Genomic DNA, 19,449 nt, shown 5'->3' with positions numbered 1-19,449 from the left:
TTATAAACAATAAGTGGCTAGATCCTCCCGCATCTGTTGAGATATGGGAGTGCTTTTTCGTGTTTTACGATTTACAAACACATGAACAAAGTGACCTTGTGCAGATGCTTGCTGCTGACCCTGTTTAAAAATCGCTAAACGATATGTTAAAGAAGATTGGCCGATACGTTCAATTGCTACGCCAACCTCAATTATTTCAGGAAAAGACAGTTCCTGAAAAAAGCTGCAAGCAGAATCAACTACCAGCCCAATTACAGAGGATTGATGAATGTTAAACCCTGCTTTCTGAATCAGCAGCGAATTAGCCGCTGTGTCAAAATAGCTATAATAGGTTACGTTATTGACGTGCCCGTATATATCATTATCTGCCCAGCGAGTCTGAATCGGCAAGAAAAATTTAAAATGCTTGCGTTCGGTAATTACAGGCTTATTCATGAATAAATGGCTCGATATATATTGAGGGCATCCTCATAACCCAGCTCACGGGGGTTATTCTGTAATAGCCGGGTTTGTAATATTGCATCTTGTGCCAGCTGTTCTAAAGCCTGCTCAGGTATTGCGAGTGATTGCAAAGTCAAGGGTAAACCAGTGATGTCTAGATAATTTTGCATATGATCAATAAACAGATCACTAAGGCCTTCTACTGAGCCACTACTTTTAGGTTCAATATGTAACATCAATTCAGCATAGTGCTGCTTGGCATGAGTCAGGTTAAATTTTAAGACTTCAGTAAAAACCAGAGCATTGCTATGCCCATGTGAAATATGGAAGTGTCCACCAAGCGGATAAGCCAGCGCATGTACCGCACCCACTGGTGAGTTGGCAAAGGCCTGTCCGGCAAGCATTGAACCGACCAGCATATTCTGCCGGGCTTCCATATTGTGGCCATCTTCAAGTACCGGTCTTAAATTTGTATAAAGAATCTGGAGCGCTTTAACTGCGAGTAAATCCGCATAGAAATTTTTTTTAATTTTAGATGTATAGGCTTCGACAGCATGCACCATCGCATCAATACCGGTCGCTGCAGTAATATGACGTGGTAAATTTCGGGTGAAATTTGCATCGAGTATAGTAGTATCTGCAAAAAGCACAGGTGATACTATTCCACTTTTTGTTGTTTCCCCAGTGGTTACTATCGAAATAGGCGTGACTTCGGAGCCGGTACCAGCAGTGGTGGGAATTAAAATTAATTTCAGTCGTGCGCCTTGGACCTGATTTACACCATACATCTCCTGGAGCTTTTGCTGTTGTTCAGGATGCGCAAGCAGGGCAATAATCTTGGCAACGTCCATAGAGCTGCCGCCACCAAAGCCTAAAATAATGTCTGCTTTTTCTTCTCGGGCAAAACGGGCGGCTGCCAGGACTACGTCTTCTGGTGGATCAGCCTGTACATCAGCATAAATACTATATTCAAGTCCAATGCTATGTAAAATATCTAAAACAGGTTGATGAAGCTGCTGAGCCAGCATTCCCGGATCGGTAACCAATAACAGTTTTTTGGACTTCTGCTCTATCAAGATTTGCTTGAGTCTCTCAATTGAGCCTAGCCCAGCAATAATATTGGGAACGGTTTGAAACTGAAATTGGCCCATACGTTTTCCTTAATTCTTTAAAAAATTGAACATTATTGTTTTACAGTTCTATAGGATTCATCCTGTAAATAACTTAACATAAGACTCTTCAAAAGAAAGCTGTACTTGAGGTCGTTATGTCGTCCAAAGCGCCGTATAAGGTGTTGTGTGTCTGTTTAGGAAATATTTGCCGCTCTCCCACAGCGGAAATTGTCCTGAGGCATTATTGTGACGAGTATCAGTTAAATGTAATCGTTGATTCAGCTGGCACCAGTAATTATCATCTAGGTAAAGCACCTGACCAACGGAGTCAGAAGCATGCTAAAAAACGTGGTTATGATCTCTCAACGTTAAGAGCTCGTCAGTTAAAGACTCAGGATTTTCTTGATTTTGACTTGATTCTGGCAATGGATCATCAGAGTCTTGAAGATATACAAGCAGTAATGCATCAAGCTGGTCTTGAATATGGCGAAACATGCCTGCGTGCAAAAGTTGCTCTGATGAGTGAGCATGACCCTGAATATTCCAAGCAGGCTTTACCCGATCCCTATTATGGCGGACTTGATGGTTTTGAGCGGGTACTGGATCAGTGTGAATCAAGCAGTCGTGCCTGGATAAATGTATTTAAAAGTCAGTTTGGTCAGTAATTTAAAAGGTTTAGATGTGATTCAGATTCAAAATAATATTCAACTTAAACCTTTTAACAGTTTAAAGCTTAACAGTGTCGCTTCCCATTACATTCACATTGAACAGACTCGGCAGATTCCGGCTGCGGTTCAATATGCTATCCAGAATCAGCTGAATATTCTTGTACTTTCTGGTGGCAGTAACCTGCTTCTACCTGAAAAGATTAATGCACTGGTCATGCATATTGATATTCAAGGTATTGAGTATTTAGATGAAGATGAACAAAGCCGCAGCCTGAGGGTGGGTGCCGGTCAGGTCTGGCATGAGTTTGTACTCTATACCACCACAAAACGCTTATATGGCTTACAGAACCTGGCTTTAATTCCAGGACGAGTTGGCGCGTCACCTGTACAGAATATTGGTGCTTATGGGGTAGAAGCTGGGGATTTTATTGAATCGGTACAAGTATATGATCGTGAAACTGGCCAGTTTGACTCGATCTGTGCTAAAGACTGCGGTTTTTCATACCGGCACAGTATTTTTAAAGATCAGCCAAATCGCTACATTATTACCCATGTAACATTCAGGTTATTAAAAACACCGCAGCTCAAGCTGAACTATGGCGATCTGAAACTGGCTATGGCAGGTGATCAGAGTGCCGAAAACCTGCAACAGCAGGTTATTCATATTCGACAAAGTAAGTTACCTGACCCGGCACAATATCCTAATGCCGGCAGTTTTTTTAAAAATCCTGTAATTAGTAATGAGGCTTATCAGAAACTGGCAGTGCGATTCCCGAGACTACCGCATTACCCCCAGTTGACTGGTCAGGCCAAGATCGCAGCTGGCTGGCTGATTGAGCAGGCAGGATGGAAGGGCAAGCGTCTGGGTCAGGTAGGCATGTTTGAAAAACAGGCACTGGTCCTGGTCAATTATGCTGAAGCGTCATTAGAAGATATCAAAGCTACTTACTGCGCGGTACAGCACGATGTTTATCAGAAATTTAACATCATGCTCGAGCCGGAACCGGTACTCTATAATGAAATAGCCCAGATTTGCTCACATACGGAATAAACAGTTTATGGCTCAGTATCATTGGATGGTGCGTTTAGTACAGCTTGCCGCAGGCATATTTGTACTGCTCGGCTGTCTGATGGTTTTTATCTATACCCCTTTTTATTCGCAGCTGGTGGTCAAGGCTCTTAATACTTTTGTGCCAGTAGAAGTCAACCAAGTGGCAGCAAAAAGTCAGGAAATGGCCGCCCTGAGCGAATATGAGGAACTAGAGCCTGGTTCAAATCTCTGGATTGCCCGTCAGGCATACTTAAAGCTGATGGAGCAGTCTATGCAAAACCAGAATGCACAGGATTTGCCTACGCTACAGGCCCGTTATAAAGCATTGCAAAAAATTATTATTGAAGAACAGGAAAAAGAAGAAAACGATAAGGACGACCAACCGGTTATTCCATTACTGGTTCCATCTGTTGATAAAAAAGGACAGGAACAAGAACAGCCAGTCTCCGATTCGGTTGAAGACATGCGTGAGCTTCTGCAATTGAATAGCGCAGAGAATAAGGTGTTAATGGAGCAATATATAGATTTCCTGATGACACATCCGGTTGAACAGCAAGAGGCAGTAGAAAGCGAAATTTATCAGGATATTGCCCAAATACAAAAAGAAAAAAATGAACCAGTCTATCCGGCAAGTTCCAGCAAACCTTATGCAATTGTTGTTTTAGGTGGCGGTTTAACTTTAGCTGATAACCAGAAAGATATTGTAGTGAATAAATATACCCGCTTGCGGCTCGAGAAAACCCTGGAAGTCGAAAAACAATACCATTTACCCATTGTTTTAAGCGGGGTAGAAGCCCCTTATATGCAGGCTTGGCTAAAAGAAAGAAATGTAGAAGCAAAATTACTGGAAAACCGCAGTATGAATACCTGTGAGAATTCACGGTTCAGTTCATTGCTTTTACAGAAAAAAGGTGGGGCACCTACAGTAATCTTGATCACGGATGTTTATCATATGCCACGTACACGCCGTTTATTTGCACTAAACGGTATAGAAACCATACCGGTTGAAGCACCTATGCCTTCAAAATTAACAGACTGGCGTCCAAGCCGGCAGAATTATGATCACAGTCGCCGTGCCAATTACGAAATGCTGGCCACAATTCGCGATATCCTATTTGGCTCAAGTGGCTGCCGGGAGGTACCTTAATGTCAGATATCCCGTTTTTAAATCCGAATGTACTTACCCAGCTTGACTTGCCTATACCTAGCCGTGAAATTACTTCACAGCTTCTAGAACCATTAAATCTGAACCGCCCGTATGAGCCCTCAGTTGATATTTTGGCTTATCGCAAACTTTATGGTTTAAATCTGCTGTACTGTGACCAATGGCAGGGTTATGTTCCCATGCCACTTTTTCGATTACATGTACAGGTTTTTAAACCGAGAGTTGCTGAAATTAAAGGTACGGTCTGTTTGCTGCATGGTTATCTTGAACACAGCGGCATTTACCAGCCAATCATCCGTGAAATACTTGAACAGGGCTTCAGCGTAATAACATATGACTTGCCGGGGCATGGCTTAAGTGACGGTTCGCCGGCCAATATCCAGAATTTTGATCATTATCAGCAGGTTTTACTGGCCGTATATCAGTATGTCCGTCAGGCTGACCAGTTGCCGCAACCATGGTTAGGTATTGGACAGAGTACGGGAGGCGCAATCTGGATGCATCATTTGCTCGAATATGCTGAGCAGCGCCGTAATCCGATTGTTGATCGTATTTTGCTTTTATCTCCACTCATTCGACCTGCAAAAACAGCATGGTGGCATAACCCGGTTGGCCTCGGTATTATCCGGCGTATCAAGCGGCAAGTGCCTCGACATTTCCGGCGTAATAACCATAATCCGGAATTTCTGCGCTTTATTCGCTTAAAAGATCCCTTACAGCCCCGTATGATGGGTATGGACTGGATTCTGGCGATGTCGCGGTGGATGCAGGAAATGGAGCAGAGACCGGCTTGCCGAATACCAGTCTGGCTTGCTCAGGGAGCACTGGACCAGACGGTAGACTGGCGTTATAACATTGAATTTATCCGGCGAAAATTCCGGTTACAGACCCTGCTTATGCTTGAAGAGGGTTCGCATCAACTCATTAATGAGCGGGCTGATATTCGGGCTGCACTTACCGGGCTGATTCCGGCATTTCTACACGCCAGACCTTCAAAATACTATTATGAATAAATAAGCTCATGATCTGGCATTAAGTACTAATAAAACTTAGCGCCATATAATCTTCTGAAAAAGCCAGAGTAATGATCTGGCTTTGTAGTTTTTAGTGAATAGTATGCTTTTATATTCAAGCCTGTTTTTTTGCCAGTAATGTAGCAAAACGCAATTTTATCCGGCGACCATGCTCATCAAGCCGATGCAGTTCACCAACATCTTCATTATATTGTAAGATATTCCAACCCGTATAATAACGAATGAGCTCTCCTTCTTTAAAGGTGAAGGGGAAATCAACATTACATGGATAGTCTGGTGTATCCATAGCCGCAACAATCAGATTATAACCTTCAGGCAGAGTTGCTTTTTGCATTTCTTCTATAAGTCGGGGAATAGTAGGGGGCTGTAAAAACATCAGCACAACCGTTGAAAAGATAAAGTTATAGCGTTTTTCAATAATGGGATTCTGGTTCAGGTCACGTATTTCAGTGTGAATATGATCCATTTTCTCTGCACCAATAATTTCATTAAGCTTATTGATGCTAGCTTTATTAATATCCCATGCATCGACCTCAAAACCTTTTTCACTGAGAAAAAGTGTATTGCGGCCATTACCACAACCAAGATCAAGTGCGGTACCTGCACTGTGCAGAATTTTACTCGCCATACGTATTTCGGAATGCGTTGGTATGAGTCCATATTTCTTTTCAAAGTAACGCTCAGGTTCACAGAAAAATTCAAGTTGGCAGGCAATATCGGAACTGGTAGAGACAATTTTGTGCCATGCTTGAGGTGAGACTAAGGAAGGTTGATGACTAGCATTAAAAGTTTCTTCAGAAATTATTTCACCATTTTCTGATAGCATGGCAAATACCAGTTCGCCCTGCAATATTGTCAATTTAGCCCAAGTCCCTTCTTGAGTATTATGTTTCTCGCGGAAATTCTGAGGAAGGGTTTTATTAGACCATATAGGCATTTGTTTATAACAGCGCAAGTTACTCATCGTATTTTCCTCAGATAGAGTTTTATGGTGATCGAATTAGCCAAGTGAAGAATGTATGTACTCAGCTTTTTACAGATCAGAATTTTTGAGCACTGGCCATTTGCCACATGCGGTAATAAAAATTTTCTTTATCCTGAAGCTGGTTATTAATAAGCGCATTTTCTTCCATAAAATAATGCAACTGGGCATAATTTTTAATTTCCCGGTCATTAATCCGTTGTGCCAGATGGTGTGCATCCAGTTCCGAAGGATGACGCAAGCCTGCTGCTGCTATCATATCTGCTAAGGCATGCAAAGTGTTTTTATGGAAATTAAAAACCCGCTCAGCTTTGGTGGGCACATGTAAAGCTTTTTGTCGGTCACGGTCCTGTGTAGCTACCCCAACCGGGCACTGATTGGTATGGCAGCTTTGTGCCTGTATACAGCCAATTGCAAACATGAACCCCCGACCTGAATTCACCCAGTCTGCGCCCAGTGCAAATGTACTGGCAATATCAAATGCACTGACGATTTTACCCGCTGCTCCAATCTTGATCTGATCACGTAAACCGGTACCCACCAAGGTATTATGTACAAAGCGTAAGCCTTCACGCAGAGGTGTACCAATGTAATCACTAAATTCAATTGGTGCTGCACCTGTACCACCCTCTGAGCCATCGACTACAATAAAATCCGGTACAATTTTGGTTTCCAGCATAGCTTTTACAATACTCATAAATTGCCATGGATGCCCAATACAGAGCTTAAAGCCTACTGGTTTACCACCAGAAAGATCACGTAATTTTTGCAGAAAGTGCATCATCTGGATCGGTGTACGAAAAGCAGAGTGGGTAGCAGGAGAGATGCAGTCACGATCACGACTTACTCCCCGAATCAGGGCAATTTCTTCAGAAATTTTATGCTTTGGCAAAATACCGCCATGACCCGGTTTGGCGCCTTGGGACAGTTTGAGTTCAATCATTTTAACCTGTTCAAGTTGCGCCTGTTTGGCAAACTTTCCTTCATCAAACTGTCCGTCAAGCGTCCGGCAGCCAAAATAACCACTGGCAATTTGCCAGACCAAATCGCCACCATTCTCCAGATGATAGGGGCTGATACTGCCTTCTCCTGTGTCATGGTAAAAGTTACCCATCTTGGCACCCTGATTTAACGCCAGAATTGCATTGGCGCTGAGACTGCCAAAACTCATGCCAGAGATATTGAAAATTGAAGCGCTATAAGGCTGAGTACATTGCTCATTACCAATCTGAATACGAAAAGTGGCCGGATCTGCTGGTGAGCAAGGTGCCAGGGAGTGAGTAATAAAACGATAATCTGCCTGATAGACATCTAAAATTGAGCCAAAGGGTTTATCTGAATTTTCATTTTTCGCACGCTGATATACCAGACTGCGCTGTACCCGTGAAAATGGCAGTGCATCATGATCCGATTCAATAAAATACTGCCGGATCTCTGGGCGAAAATCTTCAAAGATATAGCGAAAGTGTCCCATAATCGGATAGTTTTTTAAGATCGAGTGACGATTCTGCAAAATATCATAGAGACCCAGCAGGCTCAGCAAAGCTGTGATTAACCAGACACTGTTAAGCAAGGTATCTGAAATGAAGTAATAAATATAATGTGGCTCATAGAATAGCCTAAGCATGGTAATACCTAATGCGATCAGAATGCACAGAAACCAGACTGAATGTCTTGAGAAAAATGTATTGAGGAGCTTATGACGTATTGTTTGTGCTGGGCTTGCCATTATATTCAGCTTTCCTTTTAATATTTTTCAATAGATTCAACTTGCCAAGCCGAGCTGTATTTCTCAATGACAGTTTTGTTCATTCTCAGTCACATAAGAAGATAACTAGGATAATTTTTCAGATAAAAAAATAACCAGAACAGGTCTGGCTATTTTTTATAAATAAATATTAGTTTTGCTCTTCTTCTGGTGGAAGCAACATCAAAATAGAGTCAGTCAATAGCTGTGCGATATCTTCAAGTATTTCTTCATCATTTAAATTCTGATCAAGAACCAGAATTTCACCATCAGCAAGACGCTTTAAATAGGCTGCAAAGCTTTCAGAAATATATAGTGCTTCACCATTTGCCCAAAAAAGTAGCTGGTTGTCTTCATCTGTATAAAGCAGGCGTGAAGCAGGTTCCAGCATTAGCATGTAACCCTGATCCAAAGCTTCTTCCAGATCACCTGTACCGATCTCTTCCGCTTCAGGAATATTCTCCGGATACTTCGGTTCCGACATCAAGCTGATAATAGCATCATCAAGTACAGTAGAGTTTTGCAGACGGGCAAGTAGTTCTGTTTTAAGGTACTCAAGTTCAACAGGTGTAATCTCACCTGCTGCTGTAGCCTGGTCACGCAGAATATCGGTTAGCGGATTTCTGAGTAACTGGTCTTCAGAAAATTTATCACTCACACGATCCATCATATCTGCAATATTAGGCATGCGAAAACCAAAGGAAAAGGTCAGGCAGTCATCTTCTGCTACGCCATAGTGAGACAGACCCGGTGGAACATATAACAGATCACCTGGAGCCAGTACTTCATCAAAATTTACCTCCATGTCTGGTAGCAGTTTAAGAGGCTGACCTGGGATAAAAGCCGTGTCTGCATCGCACATCTGCCCAAGCTGCCAGCGACGGTGACCGTAACCTTGCACCAAGAATACATCATAAAAGTCAAAATGCTTGCCAACTGAACCGCCTTTAGGTGCATAAGACACCATAATATCATCACGGCGCCACTGTGGAATAAAGGGAAATTTTTTCCATAGGGCTGCCAGGTCAAATGAATAGTGGTCAACCGCCTGAACCAGCAAGGTCCATAGTTTTGGCATTTTCTGGAAATCGCCTTTAATTAGAGGAGAAGATTTCACTGACCACTGGTTAGAATCTTTATCTTTTTGCTTGATTAAACGGGCAGTAACATTTTCTTCAAGCGCAAGTTCTTTAACATCGTTCGGTTCAAGAATATTGATAATTTCGGGCAGGGCATTACGGACCAGTAGCGGTTTTTTTTGCCAATATTCACTTAAAAATTGTTCGGCAGTTATACCGCCTAAGACAGCTAGAGGTTGGGACATAGAAAAAACCTATAAATATTAAAAAAATTAGCTAGGGAATCTGGAAGTCGAGTTGGCGCAAAATCTGGCATAGCTGAATCATGGGTAGGCCCATTAAAGTTGTCTGGTCATTACCCGTCATCTTTTCAAACAGACTAATGCCCAGACTTTCACATTTAAAGCTACCTGCACAGTGAAGTGGTTGATCCAGTTCGATGTATCGCTCAATTTCGGCCAGATTTAATGTGCGGAATTTTACCTGATAATGCTCTACCAGTGTGTGCTGAAAACCTGTGGAATGCTGCTGTACACTCAGCCCCGTACTAAAATAGACCGTTTTCCCGGAATTGGCCTGCAACTGTTGCACTGCCTTTTCAACTGTTAAGGGCTTACCTATAAAATCATCGGGTGTATGTTCCCGCCATGCTACCTGATCGGAACCAATCACTACTGCTTCAGGGTAAAGTCTGGCAACAATATGAGCTTTGTCAAAAGCCAGTCTCCTTGCAAGTTCATCTGCATGTGTCTCACCTTGGGGTAGTTCATCAATATCTGGTGAAATACATCGATACTGCAAGCCTAAACGATTCAACAGCGCTTTACGGGTCTCACTACTGGAGGCCAGAATAAGAGGAGGCTGCTTCATCAAACTGCATAATCCATTAAAATATCTAAAGGTACATAACTGAGTACTGCCTGATGGCAGGCATGAATTTTTACAGGCGGAGCCATATCAGCCTGATAGGCTTCAACCCAGCGCGTTACGCAGATACACCAGAAGTCACCAGGTTTTAGACCGGGAAAACCCACTTCCGGTAAGGGTGTAATCAGGTCATTACCCAGTTTTTGAGAAAAACTTAGAAATTCAGATGTCATCTGTGCACAAACAGTATGCTGGCCCAGATCAGTAGCAGCAGTATGGCAAAAACCATTACGGAAATATCCGGTAATAGGATCATAGCAACAGCTTGCCAAGGGTTCACCTAATACATTTAAGCGGTTAATCTTCGGATCAGGATGAAAAGACATAAGTACTCGGAAATAGACAGGCTTTATCTATCATAACAAATCTTTGGCAAACGTTAGCTTTTATGCAAAAGAAGCTAACCTTTTTAAGCATAATCATTTAAAATCGATGGCATTTTTAAATACATAAAGAGAGTATTACATGAATTTTCAGCGTATGACTGACCTTGACCTGACAGGCAAACGTGTCCTTATTCGTGAAGACTTAAACGTTCCTGTAAAAAATGGTGAGATTACAAGCGATGCACGTCTACGTGCTGCATTACCGACAATTCAGGCTGCGCTGGAAAAAGGTGCAGCAGTGATAGTGTGTTCTCATCTGGGTCGTCCGGTAGAGGGTGAACCTAAACCGGAACAGTCACTCGCTCCTGTTGCGGCTTATCTGTCTCAGGCACTGGGTCAGGAAGTCCAGTTGGTTACAGAGTACTTGGATGGCGTTGAAGTTCAGGCCGGCCAGGTAGTTTTACTGGAAAATGTGCGTTTCAATGCAGGTGAAAAGAAGAATAATCCTGAGCTGGCACAAAAATACGCTGCATTGTGTGATGTCTTTGTTATGGATGCATTTGGTACTGCGCATCGTGCGGAAGCATCTACAGAAGGTGTAGCACGCTTTGCCAAGGTTGCAGCAGCAGGGCCGCTGCTTGCAGCAGAACTGGATGCGCTGGGCCGTGCACTAAAAACACCTGAAAAGCCAATGGTAGCAATTGTTGCAGGTTCTAAAGTCTCTACTAAACTCGACGTTTTAAATTCTTTATCCACACTTTGTGACCAGTTAATTGTTGGCGGCGGTATTGCCAATACTTTCTTGGCAGCCGCCGGTTATAACGTGGGTAAATCGCTTTTTGAAGCAGACCTGGTCGACACTGCAAAAGCGATTGCTGCGAAAGTTTCTGTCCCTTTGCCAACTGACGTGGTTGTTGCTAATGCATCTGAAATTAACTTTGAAGATTTCTTGGGTTCATTGGCAAAAGCTCAAGCTGTAGTCAAGAAAGTATCAGAAGTTTCGGAAAATGATATGATTTTAGATGTTGGTCCAGAAACAGCTCAGGCATTTGCAGAGATTCTTAAAAATTCAAAAACTATTTTATGGAATGGTCCGGTCGGTGTATTTGAAGTTGACCAGTTTGGAGAGGGTACCAAAACGCTTTCTCAGGCAATTGCAGAGTCTGCCGGTTTCTCGATAGCAGGCGGTGGAGATACATTGGCAGCTATTGATAAATATGAAGTCGCTGGCAAAATTGGCTATATCTCGACTGGTGGAGGGGCTTTCCTTGAGTTTGTAGAAGGCAAAACCTTGCCAGCAGTAGCCGTGCTACTAGAGCGTGCCTAGTAGACTCTTCTGATTCTATAATTTTTTAAGTTTAAACAGGTTGGCTTGGTCCAGCCTGTTTTCATTTTAGATTCATATAACTGTCATATTTGTGCAATAACATAATCTGCATTAGATCTTCTTTGTTTGGGTAAAGGTAATGAAGTTAAAATTTATGCTTGTGATCTCGCTGGTCGCACCACTGGTACTAACTGCATGTGCAAAGAAAGAAGAAGCAGCTGCAACTGATCAGGGGCAAAATGCACCTGCTGCAGAAGAAAAAATAACACCTGAACAACAAGCTGCAATTGATGCAATCGACAAGCCAGTCATGGATGAAAATAATACAGATATTTCGCCTGAACAAGCGAATGCACCAGCTGAAGATTCTATGACTCCAGCAGCAGAAACGCCTGCACCAGAAGCTGAAACAGCTACTACAGGCACAGCCATATAGTAAATTGTAGGCTTTTGTTTAAAAGTCCCTGCAAATGCAGGGATTTTTTTTTAAATCATGTGTTTTGTTGCTGAATTGAAATAAATGACAGGGTAGAATAGGCCGCATTACCTGGGAGGATATTATGGCACTTATTTCGATGCGCCAGCTCTTGGACCACGCCGCAGAACATAGCTACGGCGTACCAGCGTTCAATGTAAACAATTTAGAACAAATGCGCGCAATCATGCTGGCTGCAGACGCAACCAATTCACCTGTGATCGTACAAGCTTCAGCGGGGGCCCGTAAGTATGCAGGGGCGCCGTTCTTGCGTCATCTTATTCTGGCTGCTATTGAAGAATGGCCACACATTCCGGTAGTTATGCACCAAGATCATGGTACCAGCCCAGATGTTTGCCAACGTTCAATTCAGCTTGGCTTTAGCTCGGTGATGATGGATGGTTCATTAGGTGAAGATGGTAAAACACCAACTTCCTATGAATACAATGTTGATGTGACTCGTCGTACTGTACAAATGGCACATGCTTGTGGTGTTTCAGTAGAAGGTGAAATTGGCTGTCTGGGTTCACTTGAAACCGGTATGGCTGGTGAAGAAGATGGCGTAGGTGCAGAAGGGATACTTGACCATTCTCAGCTGTTGACTTCTGTAGAAGAAGCACGCAGTTTTGTGGCTGATACCAATGTTGATGCGCTGGCAATTGCTGTAGGTACTTCACATGGTGCGTATAAATTCACCCGTCCACCAACGGGAGACATCTTGGCAATTGACCGTATTAAAGAAATTCATGCGGCTCTACCAAATACACACCTGGTTATGCATGGCTCAAGTTCAGTTCCACAAGAATGGTTAGCTATTATTAACCAGTACGGTGGCGATATCAAAGAAACTTATGGTGTGCCAGTTGAGCAGTTGGTAGAAGCGATCAAGCATGGTGTACGCAAAATTAACATCGATACAGACTTGCGTCTGGCTTCTACCGGTGCAATGCGCCGTATGATGGCTGAGCAGCCAAGTGAATTTGATCCGCGTAAATTCTTTGCCAAGACTATTGATGCAATGAAACAGATCTGTGTAGATCGTTATGAAGCATTTGGTACGGCAGGCCATGCAGATAAAATCCGTCCGATTTCACTGGAAAAAATGGTTGATCGTTATAAATAACTCACTACGTGATTTTTTATAATATTTAAAAGCCCACAGATGTGGGCTTTTTCTATAAGCTCAAGTAAAACAAGCTAAGAGTGGCAAGATGGAACTGATTTTTGGGGCGGCCTTATGCAGTGTGGCAGTGTCTATATTCTTAAAATGGGGCAAATCACACGGTTTCGATGCTCTGCAAATGATTACTATCAATTATGCAGTTGCCAGTCTGCTTTGCTATATATGGTTTAAACCGGATTTTTCTCATGTATCTTTAAATACCACCCCGTGGTGGCTGATTTTTATTTTAGGTATGCTATTGCCTGGTATATTTCTATGTCTGGCCAGATCACTACAATACGCAGGAATCCTGAAAACCGAAATTGCGCAGCGCCTGTCTGTTGTATTATCTCTACTGGCTGCTTTTTCTATATTTCAGGAACAGTTCAGTATTAGTAAACTGCTGGGTATAGGTCTAGGAATAGTCGCAGTAATCAGTTTATTATTCGGTCAACATTTTCAGGAAAAAACGACTTCCGATCATAAAAAAGGTTTGGTTTTTCTATTGAGTGTATGGATAGGCTACGCGTTGGTGGATATTCTTTTAAAATACACCACAGGCTTAGGCTTACAGTTTGCGCTGGCCTTGAATCTGGCCTTTCTCTTTTCTTTTGTACTCTCAAGCGGTTTTCTGGTTTTACAAAAAAACTGGTGGTCACAAAAAAATATATTAGCTGGTTCAGGTTTGGGCTTGCTTAATTTTTGTAATATCGCTCTGTACATTAAAGCCCATATGCTACTTAAAGATAGCCCGGCTATTGTATTTGCTGGAATGAATATTCTGGTGGTATTACTGGGCGTGATGAGTGGTTTGCTGTACTTTAAAGAAAAACTGAATCTCCCGACATTAATCGGCTTAATTTTAGGATTGACTGGAGTAATCTGTCTGGCATATGCCATGTAATATGCTTTAAGGTAAGTAAGTTTTTATCACTGCTACCGGATGAAGCAGATAATCCAGTTTATTGACACTACCAAGTATCTGGCCTGGCTGCTGGCAATTTGGGCATGCTGGATAGGAAAGCATATGCCGTCTATTTATTTGTTCTATGTACATGCTGCCGCAAGCTAGACATTTAAATTTAAGCAGACGTTTGGGAATAGGTAACATTGTTTTTTGTTTCCGGTTTTTGAATGATTTTAAAATTTTTATATAAAATTATGATGACAATTATAAAAGGAGAGATATCCTCTCCTCAATTTAGAATTTTATAGCTTGGTAAAAATCTGTTCTCTGTCCAAGCGTGATTTAGGTAACTTGGCATTAAAATCGCTTGCACTGCGGTAGCCTAACGTAAGTAATACTGATGGAACTAAGCCTAATTCAGTTAGGCCTAATTCTGCACTGATAATATCTTCATTAAATCCACCAATAGGGGTAGCGTCCACACCTTCAATACCTGCTGCCAATAGCATTTGCCCAAGAGCAATAAAAGTCTGATTTTCAGCCCAACGCTGGACATCACCTTTTTCATTGCGGTAATAATCAACATAACCACTACGGCTGTCTTTCTGTCCTTGTTTGGCTGTTTCATCCTTGAAGCGTCCACTTGCTGTATCTTGATTTAACAAATGTTCAAGATGTTCTTCAGTAATATCGGCTTTAGTACAAAATAAAATAGTATGGGAAGAGTCTAATACTTTAGGTGCGTTATAACTGTATTTACCCACTAGAGCTTTCGCAATACGCTGTTTGGCAGATTCATGATCAGCGATAAAGAAATGCCAAGGCTGAATGTTAATTGATGAAGGAGTATAACGAAGTATTTCCAGGAAGCGTTCAAACTGCTCCTGTGAAATTCTCTTGGTTGGGTCATAAGCTTTAGTCGTATAGCGGTTATGTACGATATCAAGCAGATCCATATATGTACTCCATCACTGCATTTAGGTTCAAATCATTGAGATTGATCATACGATATTTTTTAAATAATACTCGTAAATTCAATCAATTTTTATCTTAAAGAAGCAGGATTATATTGTTTGTTTAATAATTCCAGCTTATCAACTTTAACTCTGTTTGCTCTGCTAGCGGATTTATCTCCAGAATTTGAGCAGAACGCTCTCTCCAGTCACCCAGCACAATACGCTTTTTATTATATATTTCATGAATTGCAGGGCGATGTGTATGGCCGTGAATCAAAATATCGGAATTTTCCAGAACCTGCTCAACTGTATGCTGGTTAACATCCATAATTTCATAAGCTTTGGTCTGCTTGGTCTCAGCACTTTTTTGACGGAATCCATTGGCCAGCTTTTGTCTAAAACCGAGTGGTAGACGTTTTAGAAAGCCCAGCAAAAGCGGGTTGCGAATTATCTTTTTAAAGCGTTGATAAGATATATCATCAGTACAAAGTGAATCTCCATGTTCTAGCCGGAACGCTAAAGCACCAATACTCAACTGATATATATCTGGCAATAGAACACCGTGAAACTGGTCCAAGAATTTTTGGCCTAAGGCAAAGTCACGATTTCCGGCCTGAAAATAGATAGTGTTACCAGCTTGATGGAACTGCTGTAAAGCCTGAACAATTTCATCCAGCCAAGGCGCAGAATAATCATCACCGATCCAGGCATTAAACCAGTCTCCTAAAATATAGAGCTGGGTATGCTGGTTTGCATAATGTTTTAATAAGTCTAAAAACCCCCGAACAAGTCGAGGGTGTTCAGGTGACAAATGTAAATCTGAAATAAACAGATAGGTCACAAGGTGTCCTGCATAAAATTATTCAGAGATAATTTTAGCAGATTCGATTACAACATTTTCCAGAGGAACATCGGCATGGTAACCACGGTTACCAGTACGGACATTTTTAATCTCATTAACAACGTCCATACCTTCAACAACCTTACCGAACACTGCATAACCCCAACCTTGAGCAGTTTTACCTGTATGGTTAAGGAAAGAGTTATTTTTCACGTTAATGAAAAACTGGGCAGATGCAGAGTGAGGAGCCTGGGTACGTGCCATTGCAATCGTACCTTCGTCATTGCTCAGGCCGTTATCTGCTTCATTTTCGATTGCATCGCGAGTTGCTTTTTCTTTAAAGTTTTCGTCGAAGCCACCACCTTGGATCATGAAACCGTCAATCACACGGTGAAAGATAACGCCGTCATAAAAGCCGTCACGAACATATTGCAGGAAGTTTTCAGCAGTTTTAGGTGCTTTTTCAGTATTAAGCTCAAGAACAATACGACCTTTATTGGTGTTTAATTCGACTTGAGGAAAACTCATTGGTTAATCTCCTGAACATGGACAAAAATGCCATGGGTTTTTTGGTTGAGAGAAGCATAAGCAAACTGTAAACTACAAGGCAAGTAAAAACGTTATTTTCTTTGTTAAAAAAACTGAATAGCGTTTTAATTATCCTCATTTTTTGATTTAGAAGTGAATTATCTATTATGAAGCCCAATGATGTTGTTTCATCCCTGCCAAATAACCCGACACCAAATAATGAAGCCACAGTCGATCAAGCGCAGCAACAACAACAGGCAGGCTTAGACTTTATCCGTCAGGTCATTAGTGATGATCTGGCTGCCGGGCGTACCCAGAAAGTAATCACCCGCTTCCCACCAGAGCCGAATGGCTATTTGCATATTGGTCATGTGAAGGCTATCTGTCTGAACTTTGGAATTGCAGAAGAATATCAAGGTGTATGTAACTTGCGTTTTGACGATACCAATCCAGACGCCGAAGAGCAGGAATATGTAGATGGCATTGCTAATGATGTGAAATGGCTTGGATTTCAGTGGGAAGGTGAGCCGCGTTATGCATCAAGCTACTTTGATCAGCTCTATACATGGGCGCTTCAGTTGATTCAGCAGGGCGATGCCTATGTAGACTTGCAGACTCCAGAACAGATTAAGTTAAATCGTGGCTCTTTTGTAGAGCCAGGCAAAAACTCACCTTATCGTGATGCAAGTGTTGAAGAGAATCTGACACGCTTTGAGCAGATGCGTAATGGTGAACTGAGTGAAGGTGAAGCGGTACTCCGCGCTAAAATTGATATGGCTTCACCAAATGTCCACATGCGTGATCCGATTCTGTATCGTGTATTGCATTCTGAGCATCATCAAACAGGCAATAAATGGAAAATCTACCCGATGTATGATTATGCCCATCCGTTGTCTGATGCGATTGAAGGTATCACACATTCGCTTTGTACTCTGGAATTCCAGGACCATCGTCCGTTTTATGATTGGGTCGTCGAGAAAGTCCACTCACCCGCTGTACCGCGCCAGTACGAATCTAGCCGTCTGAATGTCGACTATACTATTACTTCAAAACGTAAACTGCGTAAGCTGGTAGAAGGTGGGCATGTACATGGCTGGGATGACCCTCGAATGCCAACAGTTGTGGGTATGCGCCGTCGCGGTTTTACTCCAGAAGGATTGCGTGATTTTTGCAAGCGAGTAGGTGTTTCGAAAACTGACGGTATTGTTGATGTGGCAATGCTGGAGTTCTGTATCCGTCAGTCACTGGAAAATAGTGCAGCACGTGGTATGGCAGTACTAAATCCACTTAAAGTAACTTTAACTAATCTGGCAGAAGCCATGGATCTGGTTCATGCGCGCCATCCAAATGTAGATATGGGTGAGCGGAGCATTCCGCTGACATCCGAAATCTATATTGACCGTAAAGATTTTGAAGAAGTGCCGCCAAAAGGTTTTAAACGCCTCATACCAGACGGTGAAGTTCGTTTACGTCATGCCTATGTCATTAAATGCGATGAAGTTATTAAAGATGAAGGCGGTGAGGTAGTAGAACTGAAATGTTCAATTGATACAGAAACTCTGGGTAAAAATCCGGAAGGGCGTAAAGTAAAAGGTGTTATCCACTGGGTTTCTGCAACTCAAGGTATACCGGCAGAAGTCCGTATTTATGATCGCCTGTTTACTGAAGCAGATCCGGAAACTGGAGATGACTTCTTGGCTAACCTCAATCCTGAATCACTCAAAGTGCTTCAGGCTGTAATTGAACCTGCACTGGCACAAGCTCAACCGGAAGACCGTTTCCAGTTCGAGCGTGAAGGTTATTTTGTGGCCGATCGTTATGACCATTCTCCTGAAAAACCGGTATTTAATAGAATTCTCGATTTGAGAGACAGTTTTAAACCGGGTAAATAAACTTAAAAGAAGCCTCTTGTGAAAGAGGCTTCTTTTTTTAAAGGGCATAATATAAATATGATATGGTTAAAGCTGCTAATAGTGCCTGCTTTTATCTTACTGGTCAGTCTGGCCGGTCGGCGCTGGGGAACAACGGTTGCCGGCATATTGGCCGGTATGCCGGTAGTTGCTGGCCCGATAGTGGTGCTGGTTGCTTTAGAGCAGGGGGTTGGGTTTGGTATATATACTGCGACAGCAGCTGTTACCGGTGTAATTGCCTTACTGAGTTTTGGGATAGCTTATTGCTGGTTAAGTCTGAAACTTAACTGGTGGATGACTTTTCTTCTGGCAACGCTGGTTTGGAGTGTTATTTCTAGCTTTCTGGTACTTTTACCAAAAAATATTTATCTTGCCCTTTGTATAGCATTACTCGGTTTGATCTTCACACCGTACTTATTACCTCGGAAAAATTGGGTGTATCGACCTGCAGCTCATGCAAAAGATCTGCCGGTACGAATGTTAGCAGGTGGTGTATTCACGCTGATAGTTACACAGGCTGCTGATCTGGTGGGTGGAACATGGAGTGGATTACTAGCAGTTTTTCCAATTATTGGTTCGATTCTGGCAGTTTTTACGCATATCACACAAGGTGCCGATGCGGTCACTACTCTATATCGAGGTACAGTACGGGGCTTATATTCGCTTGTACTTTTCTTTTTTATATTGGTAATGGCATGGCCATATATGAGTTTCTGGTTTGCGCTTATCCTTGCCATAATTGCAGCAATCATTCTGCAATTGCTATTTCAATATGCAATGAAACCACTTATTTTATTTAAACAATAAAACC

The 19,449-nt window shown here is 42.2% G+C and carries 20 protein-coding genes; 10 read left to right on the top strand and 10 right to left on the bottom strand.

Annotation, left to right across the window (positions count from 1 at the left end):
- Nucleotides 1-435 carry an acyl-CoA thioesterase gene (locus AC0VYT_RS07775; RefSeq protein WP_005019966.1) on the bottom strand — a complete coding sequence of 145 codons (435 nt, stop codon included), beginning with the start codon at nucleotides 433-435 and terminating at the stop codon, nucleotides 1-3.
- Nucleotides 432-1,592, bottom strand: a complete 1,161-nt coding sequence (locus tag AC0VYT_RS07770; RefSeq protein WP_005019968.1) for an iron-containing alcohol dehydrogenase — start codon at nucleotides 1,590-1,592, stop codon at nucleotides 432-434. The genes AC0VYT_RS07775 and AC0VYT_RS07770 overlap by 4 nt, the downstream gene beginning before the upstream one ends.
- Before the next feature lie 116 nt (nucleotides 1,593-1,708).
- Between AC0VYT_RS07770 and AC0VYT_RS07765 the strand changes: the two genes are divergently transcribed.
- Genes AC0VYT_RS07765 through AC0VYT_RS07750 form a run of 4 tightly spaced genes read left to right on the top strand, consistent with a single transcriptional unit; the run spans nucleotide 1,709 to nucleotide 5,450 of the window.
- Nucleotides 1,709-2,218, top strand: coding sequence for a low molecular weight protein-tyrosine-phosphatase (locus AC0VYT_RS07765; RefSeq protein ID WP_005019970.1), 510 nt, complete (start codon nucleotides 1,709-1,711; stop codon nucleotides 2,216-2,218).
- The gene (gene murB / locus AC0VYT_RS07760) at nucleotides 2,190-3,272 is read left to right on the top strand and encodes a UDP-N-acetylmuramate dehydrogenase (protein WP_005019972.1); all 1,083 of its coding nucleotides are present in this window, start codon (nucleotides 2,190-2,192) and stop codon (nucleotides 3,270-3,272) included. The genes AC0VYT_RS07765 and murB overlap by 29 nt, the downstream gene beginning before the upstream one ends.
- A gap of 7 nt (nucleotides 3,273-3,279) precedes the next feature.
- Nucleotides 3,280-4,419, top strand: coding sequence for a YdcF family protein (locus tag AC0VYT_RS07755; protein WP_005019973.1), 1,140 nt, complete (start codon nucleotides 3,280-3,282; stop codon nucleotides 4,417-4,419).
- On the top strand, nucleotides 4,419-5,450 hold the full coding sequence (locus AC0VYT_RS07750) for an alpha/beta hydrolase (protein ID WP_005019975.1): 1,032 nt from the start codon (nucleotides 4,419-4,421) through the stop codon (nucleotides 5,448-5,450). Before AC0VYT_RS07755 ends, AC0VYT_RS07750 begins: the two co-directional genes overlap by 1 nt.
- A 115-nt stretch (nucleotides 5,451-5,565) precedes the next feature.
- Here AC0VYT_RS07750 and tehB read toward each other — a convergent pair whose 3' ends face one another.
- The 5 genes from tehB to AC0VYT_RS07725 form a co-directional block, all read right to left on the bottom strand.
- Nucleotides 5,566-6,435 (bottom strand): SAM-dependent methyltransferase TehB, encoded by an 870-nt coding sequence (tehB, locus tag AC0VYT_RS07745; RefSeq protein ID WP_248130413.1) that lies wholly within the window; start codon nucleotides 6,433-6,435, stop codon nucleotides 5,566-5,568.
- 76 nt (nucleotides 6,436-6,511) lie between these two features.
- Nucleotides 6,512-8,182 (bottom strand): FMN-binding glutamate synthase family protein, encoded by a 1,671-nt coding sequence (locus AC0VYT_RS07740; protein ID WP_005019980.1) that lies wholly within the window; start codon nucleotides 8,180-8,182, stop codon nucleotides 6,512-6,514.
- Nucleotides 8,183-8,351: 169 nt separating this feature from the next.
- Nucleotides 8,352-9,524, bottom strand: coding sequence for a ribosomal protein uL16 3-hydroxylase (locus AC0VYT_RS07735; protein ID WP_005019981.1), 1,173 nt, complete (start codon nucleotides 9,522-9,524; stop codon nucleotides 8,352-8,354).
- Nucleotides 9,525-9,555: 31 nt separating this feature from the next.
- Nucleotides 9,556-10,149, bottom strand: a complete 594-nt coding sequence (locus tag AC0VYT_RS07730) for a Maf family protein (protein ID WP_005019983.1) — start codon at nucleotides 10,147-10,149, stop codon at nucleotides 9,556-9,558.
- Nucleotides 10,149-10,532, bottom strand: coding sequence for a DUF2237 family protein (locus AC0VYT_RS07725; RefSeq protein WP_005019984.1), 384 nt, complete (start codon nucleotides 10,530-10,532; stop codon nucleotides 10,149-10,151). Before AC0VYT_RS07725 ends, AC0VYT_RS07730 begins: the two co-directional genes overlap by 1 nt.
- A gap of 139 nt (nucleotides 10,533-10,671) precedes the next feature.
- Between AC0VYT_RS07725 and AC0VYT_RS07720 the strand changes: the two genes are divergently transcribed.
- From AC0VYT_RS07720 to AC0VYT_RS07705, 4 genes are all read left to right on the top strand, one after another.
- Nucleotides 10,672-11,859 (top strand): phosphoglycerate kinase, encoded by a 1,188-nt coding sequence (locus AC0VYT_RS07720; protein ID WP_005019986.1) that lies wholly within the window; start codon nucleotides 10,672-10,674, stop codon nucleotides 11,857-11,859.
- Nucleotides 11,860-11,998: 139 nt separating this feature from the next.
- Nucleotides 11,999-12,295: a hypothetical protein gene (locus tag AC0VYT_RS07715; RefSeq protein ID WP_005019988.1), complete on the top strand. Its 297-nt coding sequence runs from the start codon at nucleotides 11,999-12,001 to the stop codon at nucleotides 12,293-12,295.
- Between the two features lie 124 nt (nucleotides 12,296-12,419).
- Nucleotides 12,420-13,457 carry a class II fructose-bisphosphate aldolase gene (gene fba, locus AC0VYT_RS07710; protein WP_005019989.1) on the top strand — a complete coding sequence of 346 codons (1,038 nt, stop codon included), beginning with the start codon at nucleotides 12,420-12,422 and terminating at the stop codon, nucleotides 13,455-13,457.
- Between the two features lie 88 nt (nucleotides 13,458-13,545).
- Nucleotides 13,546-14,400: a DMT family transporter gene (locus AC0VYT_RS07705; protein ID WP_005019990.1), complete on the top strand. Its 855-nt coding sequence runs from the start codon at nucleotides 13,546-13,548 to the stop codon at nucleotides 14,398-14,400.
- A gap of 305 nt (nucleotides 14,401-14,705) precedes the next feature.
- Here AC0VYT_RS07705 and nfsB read toward each other — a convergent pair whose 3' ends face one another.
- The 3 genes from nfsB to AC0VYT_RS07690 all read right to left on the bottom strand — a co-directional run bounded on the left by nfsB (nucleotide 14,706) and on the right by AC0VYT_RS07690 (nucleotide 16,728).
- Complete coding sequence (nfsB, locus tag AC0VYT_RS07700) at nucleotides 14,706-15,359, bottom strand: oxygen-insensitive NAD(P)H nitroreductase (RefSeq protein ID WP_005019992.1); 654 nt, start codon at nucleotides 15,357-15,359, stop codon at nucleotides 14,706-14,708.
- Between the two features lie 121 nt (nucleotides 15,360-15,480).
- Entirely contained in the window at nucleotides 15,481-16,200 is a 720-nt protein-coding gene (locus AC0VYT_RS07695; protein ID WP_005019993.1) for a UDP-2,3-diacylglucosamine diphosphatase, read from the bottom strand.
- Between the two features lie 18 nt (nucleotides 16,201-16,218).
- A complete protein-coding gene (locus AC0VYT_RS07690; protein ID WP_005019994.1) occupies nucleotides 16,219-16,728 on the bottom strand; it encodes a peptidylprolyl isomerase in 510 nt (169 codons plus the stop codon).
- Nucleotides 16,729-16,895: 167 nt separating this feature from the next.
- On the opposite strand from AC0VYT_RS07690, the gene AC0VYT_RS07685 reads away from it, so the two are divergent.
- Both AC0VYT_RS07685 and AC0VYT_RS07680 read left to right on the top strand, forming a co-directional pair.
- On the top strand, nucleotides 16,896-18,620 hold the full coding sequence (locus AC0VYT_RS07685) for a glutamine--tRNA ligase/YqeY domain fusion protein (RefSeq protein ID WP_005019995.1): 1,725 nt from the start codon (nucleotides 16,896-16,898) through the stop codon (nucleotides 18,618-18,620).
- Nucleotides 18,621-18,701: 81 nt separating this feature from the next.
- A complete protein-coding gene (locus AC0VYT_RS07680; RefSeq protein WP_228127193.1) occupies nucleotides 18,702-19,445 on the top strand; it encodes a hypothetical protein in 744 nt (247 codons plus the stop codon).
- Nucleotides 19,446-19,449: the final 4 nt, after the last annotated feature.

This window comes from Acinetobacter sp. QJM3NY_42, assembly GCF_056173745.1.
Note: the sequence above shows the minus strand (reverse complement) of the source record. Positions and strands in the feature narration are given on the sequence as shown.